Annotated in this window: 7 protein-coding genes; 3 read left to right on the plus strand and 4 right to left on the minus strand. The window is 52.8% G+C overall.

Going from position 1 to position 14,976, the window contains the following annotated elements; translation table 11 throughout:
- Positions 1-27 precede the first annotated feature (27 nt).
- The 3 genes from E0E47_RS04465 to E0E47_RS04475 all read left to right on the plus strand — a co-directional run bounded on the left by E0E47_RS04465 (position 28) and on the right by E0E47_RS04475 (position 4,958).
- Positions 28-2,220, plus strand: coding sequence for a glutamine synthetase III family protein (locus tag E0E47_RS04465; protein ID WP_008622232.1), 2,193 nt, complete (start codon positions 28-30; stop codon positions 2,218-2,220).
- Positions 2,221-2,307: 87 nt separating this feature from the next.
- Positions 2,308-4,029, plus strand: coding sequence for a GIN domain-containing protein (locus E0E47_RS04470; protein WP_130893013.1), 1,722 nt, complete (start codon positions 2,308-2,310; stop codon positions 4,027-4,029).
- A gap of 5 nt (positions 4,030-4,034) precedes the next feature.
- Complete coding sequence (locus E0E47_RS04475) at positions 4,035-4,958, plus strand: head GIN domain-containing protein (protein WP_130893014.1); 924 nt, start codon at positions 4,035-4,037, stop codon at positions 4,956-4,958.
- Positions 4,959-5,044: 86 nt separating this feature from the next.
- Here E0E47_RS04475 and E0E47_RS04480 read toward each other — a convergent pair whose 3' ends face one another.
- From E0E47_RS04480 to E0E47_RS04495, 4 genes are all read right to left on the minus strand, one after another.
- Complete coding sequence (locus E0E47_RS04480) at positions 5,045-5,962, minus strand: DMT family transporter (RefSeq protein WP_130893015.1); 918 nt, start codon at positions 5,960-5,962, stop codon at positions 5,045-5,047.
- 10 nt (positions 5,963-5,972) lie between these two features.
- Positions 5,973-6,503, minus strand: coding sequence for a nitroreductase family protein (locus E0E47_RS04485; RefSeq protein ID WP_130893016.1), 531 nt, complete (start codon positions 6,501-6,503; stop codon positions 5,973-5,975).
- 81 nt (positions 6,504-6,584) lie between these two features.
- A complete protein-coding gene (locus E0E47_RS04490; protein WP_130893017.1) occupies positions 6,585-7,931 on the minus strand; it encodes an MATE family efflux transporter in 1,347 nt (448 codons plus the stop codon).
- 615 nt (positions 7,932-8,546) lie between these two features.
- A complete protein-coding gene (locus tag E0E47_RS04495) occupies positions 8,547-14,753 on the minus strand; it encodes a T9SS type A sorting domain-containing protein (RefSeq protein ID WP_232038332.1) in 6,207 nt (2,068 codons plus the stop codon).
- Between the last annotated feature and the right edge of the window lie 223 nt (positions 14,754-14,976).

The raw sequence follows: 14,976 nt of genomic DNA on the forward strand, positions 1-14,976 counted from the left end.
TAAATAACCCATAATACAAAAAGGTATATGTCATCCTCACTTAGATTTGAAGTTGTAGGCGAAGCTTTTAAGAAGAAAGCCGTAGAAGTTCCGGCCCCGGCCGAAAGACCGTCCGAATTCTTCGGCAAATATGTATTCACCCGCCAGAAGATGTTCAAATATCTCCCGGCCGACGTATATAAAAAGATGTGCGACGTGATAGACAACGGTGCGTCGCTCGACCTGCAAACGGCCGATGTCGTGGCTGCCGGCATGAAGAAATGGGCCATGGAGTTGGGTGTGACCCACTGTACACACTGGTTCCAACCGCTCACCGAAGGCACGGCCGAAAAACATGATGCTTTTGTGGAACACGACGGCAAAGGCGGCATGGTGGAAGAATTTTCCGGCAAGCAGCTCATCCAACAGGAAACCGATGCCTCTTCGTTCCCCAACGGGGGAATCCGCTCCACGTTCGAAGCGCGCGGCTATTCTGCCTGGGACACCGCTTCGCCTGTCTTCGTCCTCGGCGATACCCTGATGATTCCCACTATTTTCATTTCTTATACCGGCGAGGCGCTCGACTACAAGGCACCCCTGAAAAAGGCCATCCATGCCGTAGACAAAGCGGCCACCGACGTATGCCGCTACTTCTATCCGGACGTGAAAAAAGTCATTTCCAATTTGGGTTGGGAACAGGAATATTTCTTGGTGGACGAAGGACTTTACGCCACCCGACCCGACTTACTCATGACCGGGCGCACGCTGATGGGGCACGAATCGGCCAAAAACCAACAAATGGATGACCATTACTTCGGTTCTATCCCCGAACGGGTGGCCGAATTCATGAAAGACCTGGAAATACAGGCATTGGAATTGGGCATCCCTTGCAAGACACGCCACAATGAAGTGGCTCCAAACCAATTCGAATTGGCCCCCATCTATGAAGAGACCAACCTGGCAGTGGACCACAACATGTTGCTCATGTCACTGATGAAGAAAATAGCCCGTAAACATGGATTCCGCTGTTTGCTCCACGAAAAGCCGTTCGCCGGCATCAACGGGTCTGGCAAACACAACAACTGGTCACTGGCAACCGATACCGGAATCCTGCTGCACGGGCCGGGCAAAACGCCGACCGACAATCTGCGTTTCGTCACCTTTATCGTGGAAACGCTCATGGCAGTCTATCGCCATAACGGGTTGCTCAAAGCCTCCATAATGAGTGCCACCAACGCTCATCGCCTGGGAGGCCATGAGGCTCCGCCGACCATCATTTCCTCGTTCCTCGGTCAGCAACTGAGCGACATACTCGAACATTTGGAACATTCTACGGACGACGAACTGATAGACGTGGCCAGCAAACACGGCATGAAGCTCGACATCCCGCAAATTCCGGAACTGCTGTTCGACAATACCGACCGCAACCGTACGTCTCCCTTCGCTTTCACAGGCAACCGGTTCGAGTTCCGCGCCATCGGTTCACAAGCCAACTGCGCCGCCGCCATGATAGCCCTGAACGCGGCTATGGCCGAAGCCCTTATCGACTTCAAGACGCGGGTCGACGCCTTGATAGCAAACGGCGTAGACAAGACCAAAGCCATCCTGCAAGTGGTACGCGAGGACATCAAGACGTGCAAGCCCATCCATTTCGACGGTAACGGCTATTCCGAAGAATGGCAGGAAGAAGCCCGACGCCGCGGACTGGATACGGAACGCAGTTGCCCGCTTATCTTCGACCGCTATCTGGACGAAAGCAGCGTGAAGATGTTCGAGACGACCCATGTGTTCACACGCAATGAAATCGAGGCACGCAACGAAATCAAATGGGAAACCTACACCAAAAAGGTACAAGTGGAAGCACGCATCTTCGGCGACATGTGCATGAATCACATCATTCCCGTGGCCACACGCTACCAAAGTGCCTTGATAGACAACGTGCACAAAGTACAAGAGGTTTTCCCTGCCGAGACCGCAGCCCGGCTGAATGCCAAGAACTTGGAACTGATAGAAAAGATTTCGGAACACACGAGCTTCATCGCAGAAAACGCAGACCGGTTGGTGGAAAACCGGAAGGTGGCCAACCGCATTGAAAACGTACGTGAGAAAGCCATTGCCTACCACGACACAGTGGCTCCCATGTTGGAAAGCATACGCTACCACGTGGACAAACTCGAACTCATCGTGGACGACGAGATGTGGCCGCTTCCGAAATACCGCGAACTGTTGTTCATCCGATAACCATACGACATGGAGTATTCCTTTCCGGACCATCCGGATCCGGCAAGAATACTCCTTGTTTATTTATAAACCTCAACCCTACACCCAATGAAAAGCTCTTTGTTTAAAATTACCGCAGGACTCTATCTGCTCCTACTCACAGCCTGTTTCGGCGACCGCGACGGCAAGTATCCCGTCTTCCCGGAACAGCCGACGCAAAAAGCGTACCAAGGATTCAAATGGGAAATCGTATCCGGTGCGGGACTGCAATTCTGGGCACAACGCGACAGCCAGACTTGTGTCGTCACGGACGGACTGCTCGAAGGGGCAGTCGTCAAACATACAGGCCGCTCCCGCTCCGACGGCCGTCCCGTCATCAAAATCTTCCATATCGAAGACGGCGACATCGACGACGTGTTGGACCAGTTGGAAGAAAGCCCGGGATGGAACAGCGAAGAAACCTGCAAGTTCAAGGAAGTGGATTGTGACCGCAAGGGAGTGACCCGCTACATCCTCCTGCCCACCGGCGACTATCTCGCTCGAATCGAAGCTGGCTTTGAAGCCCAAGAAGCCATCCCCTCCACTTGTAACGGTTGGGGCACGGGCAACAGCGGACGGAGGTATTTTGAAATCCACGACAGCCACCCGGACAAAGCCATCTTCGTGGAAATAGGACAAGAGCAGCCTCTCTTCGATCCGGAAAGTATCGTCCTCACGGATATTCCCCTACAAACAGTCCGGGGAGAGTTGGTCATAGGACACGAAGTACGCACTTTCACCTCTTGCGGTGACACAATGGTGTATTGGATCAAGGACTTGACCGAGAAACTCCTGCCCACTTACGACAACGCCACCCAAGGAACCCGGAACGGCTACCCGGCCTATGCCGAACTGCAAATCCGGAATATGGGAAAAAGCCATGAGGGTTTTGCCGCCGGATACGCCGGTGTGTACGAAGTGACGGAGGTCAGGGAAGTCAAGACCGTGGCACTCACGGCAGGAAAGAATTACGATAGCCGGAAAATTTCGGTGGACAGCCTGAACACTCTTGTCACGTCGGCTTCCCTCGACATCATCTATACCCCCACTCCCGGCGAAAAAGACATAGAACTCAATGCGCCGGAGAACGTATTGCCATTTCTGGAAGTCTACGTCAACAAGAATGGAACGCTCTTTGTCAACATGAAACATTTCGCCGACATCTCTTCGGATACCCCGTTCAGCATCGAACTGAAAGCTCCTCCCATGGACACGTTCCACAATAAAGGAACCGGTACACTTATCCTGAAAGACGGGGCATATAGTGACGGTGACGTACACATCACAGCCAATGGTCCGGTAATATGCGGCCCCATCACTTGCAGGGATTTATACATCTCCGCCACGTCCGACAAGAGTTTCCATGCCGACCAACAATTCACCTGCCGCGACGTGATGCTGCATGCAAAAGCAAATGCCTCCATCGACCTGACCGGCGGCATCACTTGCCGCCTCCTGCATGCGCAAGCCGAAGGGGGAAGCAGCATCAACGCCAAGGAGATCACGGCTACCGACGTTGCGGCACAATCCTCTTCCTCCGGAACCGTCATCCTCACGGGCAGCTGCACAAAGGCCGCACTGGCCAATGCGTCGCGCGGAAACATCGAAGCCGAAGGGCTGCAAGCCATGGACGCCACAGCCTCTGTGACAGGCGAAGGGACGGTCAGTTGCCATGCCACTCGCAAGATAGAGGGGGAAGTGAACGGCACGGGCAGCATATCATACAAGGGACGTCCGCGCATCATTTGCAAGACACCTTCGGGAAGAGACCACATTAATCCTATAAAATAAAAAGTATGAAAAAACAAATTTTTCTTCTTCTCGTCTCAGCCATTGCCTACTGTAGCTGCACAAAGAGCCCTGCCCAATCCCTTTGTGACGGGGAAACCGGGGCAAGCCCCAAAGACATACAGACACAGAAAGTGACCGTCGGCGACTTCAACGCCATATCAGCCACGTCGTCTGTCGATGTGGTTTATATCCCATCTGACGATGAAACGTCCGTGGAAATCCGTGCGAGCAAGGCCGTCCTGCCTTACATCAGTGTGCAAGTGGATGCCCACGGGACATTGGTCGTAGGCATGAAAAAGCCCAAAGACCCCACAAAAACCAAAGGGATAAAGGAAGTGCATGTCAAGGCACGCCCGGTCGGTAGCTTGTCTGCCTCCAGTTCCGGGGACATTCTCGTAAAGGACGGCCTGCACGTAAAGGGCACCCTCCGTCTCACGGCAGGCAGCAGCGGCGACATCTCGTGCCAGGACATCAGCTGCAAAGACCTGCACGCCACATCCAACAGCAGCGGTGACATATCAGGCAAGTCCGTTTCCTGCGGCCTCCTCGCAGCGGCCTCCAACAGCAGTGGCGACATCTATTTCGATGGTTCAAAATGCCAACAGGCCGACTTGCAATGCAACAGTAGCGGGGATTTGCACATCAAAGGGTTGGAGTGCACGCATTTGATAGCCACAGCCACCTCCAGCGGAGACCTTCGTCTGCAGGGTAAATGTGAACAAGCCAAATATACAGCCTCGAGCAGCGGTGACATCGATGCCGGCAATATGGAAGCCCGGCATGTGGATGCCAACGCCTCTTCGGCAGGAGACATTTCGTGCCATGCCACGGAATCGTTGGATGCCCACACAAGCGGCGGAGGGAGCATCGCCTATTCGGGGAATCCCGTGCAAGTATCCGCTTCAGGCAAAAACATACAAAAGCGTTAACCTCCTCCCCCAAAGGGCAAAGGGACTGTTACCGGCCAATCCCGGGACAGTCCCTTTGCTGTTTTCCATACAAGCCGACAAGAGCTTTATCCAACCGTCCGCTTATGCCACACGGCCTTGAACCGCAACCATCCGCGCGGCCCGACTACAATCAGCGTCACAGCAAAAAGAATCAGCAAGATGCCGACCACATTACCGCCCGTAAGCCTCTCGTGGAACACCATGACACCTACGAACAATGCCGTAAGCGGCTCCAACGCCCCGAGAATGGCAGCCGGAGTGGCACCGATGTTCCGGATGGCTTTCGCAATGGTCACCATGGATATCAGGGACGGGAACAAAGCCAATCCCAACGCGTTCATCCATTGCGTTCCTCCCGTAAGCCATTGCAAATCCATCCCTCCGCGCAGACGGACGATATAGACCAACGAACCGAACAAAATGGCATAAAACGTGAGTTTCAATCCCGGCATCTCTTTTAAGGAAGACCGGTTCACGCCTACGATATACAGCGCGTAGGTCAACGAGGACATCAGCACCAGACACACGCCCGTCATGCTCAGCGTGGCACCGCCTTCGCCTTTATAAAGCATGGAAATACCTACAAAAGCCGTGGCAATGGATGCTATTTTCACCACGCTCAGCTTTTCCTTGAAGAATACCGCCATAATCACCGCCACCAGTACGGGATACATGAACAGGATGGTAGAAGCGATGCCCGCATCCATATAGTTGAAACTCTGGAATAGGAACAGCGACGAGAAAGAGAACAGCAATCCCATGACCGCCACCGGAAGGATTTCACTCCGTTTCAGGGCAAACGATTGTCCGCTCATCTTCATCATCACGGCCAGGAACAGCAAGGCAAACACATAACGATAGAACAACACGGAATCCACCCTGATGCCCGAAGCATAAAGCGGAAGGGCAAACAACGGATTCAGCCCGTAGCTTACCGATGCTATGACACCGTAAGCATAGCCTTTCACCTTTTTATTATCCATGATCCCAGTACTAATATTGGTTCCAACTGCTCATTTCCTCCAACGACTTGCGCGCTTTCTTGCGGGTCTCCCCCGCCGGATAGCCCAGCGAGATGAGCAGAGGTACGCGCTTTCCTTTGATGCCAAGCAGCTTTTTCACTTTCTTTTCGTCGAACCAACCCATGATGCAAGTCCCTAAGCCAAGTTCGGCCGCCTGCAAACAAAAATGCTCCACTGCGATACCCACGTCGAGCAAAGAGTATTCCTTGTCTTTGATGACACTACCAATACGAGCCGTCAAGTTCATTTTCTCCAACACCACAGCTACGATGACGGGCACCTCACGGGCAAATCCGTTCATCCCCATCCCCGCAGCCGCCGCTCCCATTTGCGGCAACAATGCCGCATCGTCCACGACAACAAATTTCCACGGTTGTGAATTACAAGCCGAAGGGGCAAGACGTGCAGCTTCCAGACATTTCATCACCATTTCACGGCTGACAGGGCGCGATTCGTATTTCCGGTCACTTTGCCGTTTCTGTATCAGTTCAGACAAATTCATGCTTACATTTTTTATTTACGCTGCAAAATTAGATATTTTACGGGAAATACGTTTTCCCCTCATCTGTTTTTAACAGCTTTCTTACACACAAACCGGCATAATTTCCTTTTTTCCCTTGTATCTCATATACCCGATACATATCATCAGCGAAACCAACGTGGACAACGGAGGAGCAAACCCCATGAGAAACAAAGAAGAAGAACTCACCAGGCTAAACGCATACGACAACGGGATGCGGAACATGAACGTGGCAACCACGCTGTGTACCATGGGGAACACGGAATTGCCCTGCCCGCTGAGATAGGCATTGATGCAGAACACGAAACTCACCATGATGCAATCTATGCTGTATCCCCGCAGATAGCCGGAAGCCATCTGCATGACTGCCGCGTCTTTCGTGAAGATGCCCGTCAGCGTATCCGGCAAGAACTGGGAATAGACGCACACGGAAACGCCGAAGACCAAGGCCATGGCGATGCCTGAGCGCAGGCAAGACCGCATACGCCCCCTCAGCCCGGCTCCGTAGTTTTGGGCTATCATGGCCGCCACGGCCGACGCTATGGCCATCGGAGGCAACATGGCAAAGACAATTAGCTTCTCAACGACTCCCAAAGCAGCCGAAGCCACCACGCCCATCCCGTTGACAATGACCGTAATCAGCAGGAAAGAGAGGTTGACCAACAAGTCCTGCAAGGCTATGGGTGCCCCGAGCAACACCATTCGCCGGCACAACGCCCTCACCGGACGGATGTCGCGCCGTGTGAACTCGAAATGAAATCCCTTGCGGTACAAGAAGCCGAGTGCAGTCGCGAAACTGACACCCTGCGCCGTGACCGTGGCCGCAGCAGCCCCGGCCGCACGCATGCCGCACGCCCCCACAAGGATGAAATCCAACACGATGTTCAACACACAAGCCAACGCCACGAAATAGAGCGGCGTGCGCGAATCTCCCAACCCACGCAAAATACCGCACACGACATTATAGCCTATAATAAAAGGAATGCCCATCGAACAAATCCCAAGATAGGCTTCCGTGTCGCGCATGGCCTCGGCGGGCGTGTGCATCCAAACGGCTATCTGCCCGTACAGTGCCACCATAAGGGCGGTCAGTACGACAGCCACCACGGCAAAGAGCCAGATGCCCGTCCCCACGATGGAAGCCGTCTTACGGTCATCCTTCGCCCCCGTGGCAATGCCTATCAACACCGTTATCCCCGTCGTAAGCCCGAGAATGACGCCCGTCACAGTCTGCATCACCTGACTTCCGATGGCCACGGCGGCCACGCTCGCGGCATCGTCGTACCGCCCCACCACAAACAAGTCGGCTCCCCCATAGAGCGCCTGAAGCACGTTGGCCAATAAAAACGGGACTGCAAAATGTAGCAGAACCTTTGGCACGCTTCCCTGTGTCAAATCCAATTCTTTCATTTCTACGTCTTTTTTATTTTACCACACATAAAATGCCGGATAAGTGATTGGTTTTACCCAGTCATCTTATCCGGCATTTCATTGTTGCCCTCCGATGAGGATTACAAAACATTACGAATATTATTTCGGCTGCAAAGGTAGGACTTATTTTTCATCCGGCCAAAAGAAAAATGCCATTATGGCATTTTTTCGATAAATATGACATCATGCGCATCCCGTTTTCCGAACTTTACAAACGTGATATACCGCCTTTTCTTTCGGAAGAAAAGAACAGCCCATTTTATTCTGCCACTACATAAACTTCTATAAAACAATAAAATAAATCAGCACTCCCAAAGCAGGCGTTCCACCTTCAGCACTTCATTTCCACGTGCTCATCTTATCGTTTTTTCACCTTCAAGAGAAACGAAAATCATTTGGCGCAGAACGGAAAATCGTTCGGCTGAGATTGAAAAATCATTTGGCGCAGAAAAATCCGCAGATGAAAGCAAACTTTTTTAGAAGTATGCTATATTTACAAATCTGCATACTTGGAGTCTAAAAAAGACTAAACGCCCCGGACATTACGGCCACAACCGAATGCCCGGGGCGTTTCCATATAATGTACGTTCCGGCCTACTTGACAAAACGGAACGTTTGCCTGTCTTCACCGGTAACCACCCGGAGCAGATAGGTGCCGGAAGCCAGACGCGCCAAAGAGATTCGGCCCGAACACCCCTCGCGCCGGTATTCCGTGAAAAGCACGCGCCCGGAGGAATCCACGATGCTTAAACCGCATTCGCTGTCCTCAGGCAGACCTTCAATCCACAGGTCGTCGCCGACGCGACGCACCGACATCTGTCCGGCATTCACTCCCTCTACTCCATCGCCGGAGAAACCTTCCTTACGGAGAGTCAACTCGCCGTACACGGAAGCGTCCTCCAAAGAAGTGGCACGCACCACGATGTCGCCGTTACCCGTTTCGGTCGGGGTCAGGACGCCGTCTTCATCCAAAGTGGCCAGACCGGCTCCCTGTACCACGCTCCATGCTACGAGCTGGGAGGCATTCTCAGGTTGCACGGATGCCTGCAAGTGCAACCGTCCGGTAAGGGGAGTCAACTGCGTAGTGCCTTCCACAGTAGTCACCGTGACCGACTGCGGCAGGATACCGAAGTCTTTTTTCACGACGGTCACACGGGCCTCGATGTTCGTTCCGTCTACGGTCGTGGCGCATACCACGATGTCGCCGTTCTCCTTTCCTTGGGCCGTCAACACACCGTTTTGAGTCAGCGAAGCCAGTTCGCCACCTTCCGTAATCTGCCAGTTCACCGTACGGATATCCGCCATGGCCGGCAAGATTTCGGCCTGCAAATGCAACGTGGGCTGCAAAGGTGTCAGCACGAGTTCCTTCTCTATGGCCAGCACGTTCAACTGTTCGGCAGGTACCACCGTCCATGCCCCGTCCGTGCATACCACATTGGAACGGCCGCTTCCGGACGACCTGCCATCAGATGTCCTCGTCACCGGTTGCCATTCGTCGGAATAGGTCTCGTCATACTCCAAGGCGTAGAAATACGTCCCGTCCCCGGCGTTCAGGTCGGTGTAGGCCGTATGGGCACCCGACACCTCGGCCAACAGTTCCAGACGGTCGGCGGACGTTCCGCGCAAGACGCGGTAACTGTCCACAATGCCACCCTCGTAGGCGTTCCATATCAGGTTGACGGCACCGCCCACTCCTTTGTTCAGCATCAGATGCGTACCGCTGTGCACACGGCTGGCCGGACTTTCCACACCGAACGTCGTGCCCAACTTGATGCAATAGCGGTCGGACGAGACAGAGGGATTGGAAGACGTATCCACAAACTCTCCCGCCCCGGGAGCCACCTGTGCGATGCAGTCGAACGCATTGTAGCGTCCGCTCTCCTTATATATATTCACGGTGGTGACGAAATCCGGCATGCCGGGCATGTCCCACATCACCTTGTTCTTACCAGTAGCCGCATCGATGCCTACCAAACGGATAACGGGCACAGGCACTTCGCCCACGATGCGGATGTGCTTCTCTTCCGATTCCACCACGCCGCACACAGAGTCGCGCACCGACAAGTGGAAGGAATAATCACCGGCATCGGGGAACACCACCTTGGCTTCCCGACTCCCTACGCGGAGCAGCATCTCGATACGTTCGTCCGACAGCACGACATCTATGTCCTCGCGGGAAGCCTGCGCAAAGGCTTCGGGAAGCGTGAAGGTAATCTCCGTCCCGGCCAGTCCTTCGGTGGGGAAGTCGAACGAAAGGTCGATGTCGCGCACCATCACGTTCTTGGTGGCTGTTTCGCCATCTGCCGTACGGACGGTCACGGTCTTCAGTCCCGGCTCGTCCCATGCCACCTCAAACCGTTTCCCTTCCTGACCGAGAAGCGTCCCGCCGTCCCAGTCCCACTCGGCGGTTTGCAAAGCGGCATCGGGCACATTATACGTCAAAGCCACGGCCTTGCGCGGTGCCGTCACCGTGGGTCCGGCAATGAACTGTTCGCTCACCGTAAAGGTATAGGTCTCCGACATGGGCGAATGGGCATCCCACAGGTCTATGGCCTGTACCTGCACCTCGTATTCCTGTCCGGCCTCGAACCGCTCGATGGGAATCATCTTGCGCGTGGACTTCTGGTAATATGCGCCGGGGATGACCGCCGTCTTGTCGTTTCCGCCGTTCAGCGGCGAGATGATATAGGCCCCCTCGCCCTCTGCGCCTTTCTTCTTCACGCTCACATTGTAGCGCATCTGCATGGCCGGGGTCTCCTTGTCGTAGGCATCATCCCATTCCAACAATATGCCAAGGCCTTCCTGGGTGGCCCGCACATGGGCAGGAGCCTCGGGAGAAGTGTTCGGGATGCCGGTGCGGAGAAAATCTACACCGCCACTCTCTCCATATAAGTCCGGTTTGCCATCATGATTAATATCGGCCATGCCATCCACAACCCCCAACTCATGATTGTGCAGCACTTCTATCCGTCCCGACCGGTCGCGCTCCATATAGAGTATGGCATATTCCGTCTTACTCACGTCTATCTTGTAAAAATCATAGTTCACCAAGATGTCCGGACAACCGTTGTTATCGAAGTCGGCAACCTTGACCACTTTCATGACGTAATCATTACTGTGGGCATTTTCAAATACATATTCTACCGGGGAAGAGAAGGTGTAATCTCTATTTCCGAAACACACCACAATCCTGTCCCCTTTGCTTTCATTGGCATACACCATCACCTTGTCCGGCATGCCATCGCTGTCCAAGTCTTCAAGGAAGATGCTGTAAGGCCTTTCGCAGCCTTCGTTTATGGGACCTACATGGTAATTGAAATCCATTCCACCTTGGTTGATGGCAAAAGCCTCACACTTGTACCAACCATCGTTGATGACCCTTAATGAACTTCCGGAATAGAAGTCCAAATAACCGTCACGGTTGATGTCATACATCATGCCTTCCTGATATTCAAAGCGGAATTTGTATTCTTCTCCACTATTTGGAAATCTGAACCGTTCAAAACGGACGTTATCCCCCGTATTCACATAAATGCCATCGTCATCATATCCGCTATTGGCATCGTAATACAGTTCATTGAAACCGTCGTTGTCCAAGTCCGGCCAAACGTCACTTTGCCCGTTTGAGTTATCGCAAAGCAAAGAGTTGCTTTCCTGCGCCTCGAACGACTTGTTCCCGTTATTGAGGATAAGGTTACCTTTATTACTCTTCACCACGATATCTGCATCCCCGTCCATGTCAAAATCAAGCAGTGGAATCTGCTGACCCGCATACTTCGTAATCTGCAAATTGGAGTTGAATATCGTGCCTAATTTCTCATAATGCCCCGTGCCGTCGTGCACATAAAAGCCGTTTTTGTCTATCAAATCCAACACTCCGTCACCGTCCATGTCCCAAAACTGGAAAGGATTGGTGTATCCGAAAGCTTCAAGGTCACGATGCCCAAACGAAACACGCTGCACCGTCACTACCTTTTCGCGTACATCCTCCGTGCCATCCGCCGGATTCGTCACCGTCAGGCGAAGATGCTTCTCGCCGGGCACGTCGAACGTCAGCCATACCTGTGCGCTGTCAGCCGAAGCCTTTATGGCTTTGCCTCCGTCGAAATCCCAAGCGTAATCCAACCCGGCGGCGCGGGAAGCTGCCGTCAGTACCAAAGTGTCTGCCGCTGCCGGTTCATCATCCGACACCGTGAACGCTGCCTGCACGAGGTCGTGCTCGTACGCCACCTCGTCCGACCACGCCGAGCCTTTACCCATCGGGTCCACCGTCTGTATGGCTATATAATACGTGCCGTGCTTCCAACGGCTCACGTCCAATGTGGCATCCAGATTCGCTCCCATGTTGCCGGGACGGAAATCGCGTCGACTACCGTCGGCATTCGCCCCCGAGAAATAGATGTCGTCCTTGCCGGGCGCACTGCCGATGCGGAGGGCATAAGTCAAATCCACGGTAGAAGTCTCCTTGTCCTTGCCCGGCTTCCAAGCAACCTTCAGTTTGCCGCTCTTGCGGTCGAGGTTTACCGACGGGGCGGACATGCGTTGCGGGGCTTCGTTGGCCGGGATGCCCTGCAAGAGGGGCAAGTCTTTGGTGGCCCAATAACCGCCAGCCGTCTTCGTCGTATCGGCCAGGAGCTCCAAACGCCCGTCATTATCTATATCCGCCACGGTGATGTTCTCGTCCAAACAGCTCACAACCGCTTCTTGCCAATCGGTACCAGGACCGTTATCCCGTTCATAAAAGAAAGTCGCGTCCACTTGCATCGCAGATGGTTCTTCCACTTTCTTCATGTCGTCCAACCGGAACAAATACAACCCGTGCACGGAAGAACATCTATATTCTAACCGACCTTCATCCTGCACGCCCGCCAAGAGTTCCATGTAACCGTCGTTGTCGAAATCCAGACACTGTCCGAACGCCCACTTCGTCTTAAAGGAATGCTCGTGAATCGTGAACTTCCCCTTGCCGGTGTTTTCGGCAAAAACCAGGAATGAAAAAGTGGAGGACGAAAGGTAATCGAACGTCAGCAGGATGTCCACGTCGCCGTCCTTGTCGAAGTCATAACAATAAATGTTCGTCACGTCCAAGTCCTTCATCAACGTTTGTTCCTCGAAACGGTCGCCACCCAAGTACGTGCGGGTATACACGCGCTTTCCTTCCGTATCATTATAGATGTAATCGGGGATACCATCACCGTTCAAGTCCTTCACCGTCAGCTCGCCCGGCTGCGGGGAAGCCACGAAACGGTTGTCGCCCACGTTATAAAAAATCGTGCGAGGTCCCACCAAATCCATGTAACCGTCACGGTTCACGTCGATGGCCTGCGTGAATTTGTAACTTTCATCTACCGTAGGGCTTCCGCCAATGAACATCCCGTCGCTCAACGACGGCAAGTCGCTGATGTCGAATTTCCCGTTAGCTTCCTCTGCCTTTTGAGCCACCAACGAATCGGCCTGCACGCGCGAAATGGTGTCGATGTGCGTGGCGGTAAACGTCCCGTCAGGATTTTGGTAAAAGATGCTCCAGTCCGTGTTGTTGAACGCGAACAAGTCCGGCAACCCGTCATGGTTCACGTCCAACGGATAAGCGGAGTTGCATCCGTCCATCAGGGTATAAGTACCGTCTGCCCCACCCAGAGCTATCTCAATCTTGCGGAAATCCGCGAAAGCACGATTAGCAAAATCAGGTATACCGTCGTTATTCAGATGCGTCATCATACGGTCTTCCTGCAAGTAGGTGAAAGGCAAATCCAACAGGAAATCCTGTGCATAACAGCCGGGGGCACGCCAATGGTAACGAGCCTTAAAGTTATTCTCGCTGTCCACCTTATAATATTCTTTCGTCCCGTCGCCGTCAGCATCGTAAAAGAAATCCGAATTGTTACCGCCCAACCCTTCGAGCAAAACAGGCAAACCCTCATTCCGGCATTTCACCTTGCATTCTATTTCACGTCCCAGTCCGGAAGCGGCACCTGTCTTGTATTTGTATTTTGCCGTGGCGAACTCGTAAGTTGGCTTAACTTGATTGAATACGATTTGACTGCCGTAACGGTAGACACCTTCCCAATCATACGACCGCCCCACGTCAAAACCAGAAAATGCAGCCATGTCAAAACAACCGTCCACAGGAGACACGTAGGTTTCATATTGCATTCCCCCTTCGAATACCTCCAACTGGACTTTTTCGTTCAGATTCAAAGCCACTAAATTATTATATTCGCACTCCAATACCTTTAACCCGACGCAATGTCGCAAATCCAACGTTGCCAACTGGCATCCCTCACACGACAAATGCACCAAACCAGGAGATGCCGACACATCCAATTTTCCCAAAGGCAAAGTAGAAAGAATCAGCGTATCCAACTTCGGACAGTCCAAGGCCAAAGACGACAATGAGGAAGTGCTCCCCACACTGACATACTCCAGTTTTTGGTTTTGCCGCAAATCAAGTTTCTGGATTTTAGTACCCCAACAATACAAGCGCTCAAGGTTTACATTGGCATTCAAATCCAACTCGACCAATTTCCCTTTCGACAACACATTCAACTCACGCAAAGCGGTAAAGAATTCCAAACCTTTCAAAGAAGTGCAGGAAGTGCTCAAATCCTTATCCAAATCCATCCGGACAGCCGACCTGATTTCTTCGTCATCCAACTGCAAGTTTTGATTAGTGTCGAACTTTTGCCCCACATAATTCCGGAAAAAACGATCCGGAAAATGGGCTTCATCTATCGGCACCTGCGCCGAAGACAGAAGGAACGAAGCCGTCCCCATGGTCACCAATAATAGTCGTTTCATCATAAAGTCTCTTTAAAACAACAAACTGCCAACCGACCTCCCTCCGTTGACTTTAAATGATACTCATGATAAAGAATACTACAACAAAAAAAGCGTGGAGATCTGTACCCGTCACCCGTCCCACGCTTCGAGGCTCTCGCATTGCCCATTGTAGTAGAACGAGCAACGCAGAACCCACGCCGATGAGTTTATATAATCCCCCTTTAGGATTTGCCTCCTTCCTTTT

The sequence above is a fragment of the Paraprevotella xylaniphila YIT 11841 genome (assembly GCF_900683745.1).
GTDB lineage: Bacteria > Bacteroidota > Bacteroidia > Bacteroidales > Bacteroidaceae > Paraprevotella > Paraprevotella xylaniphila.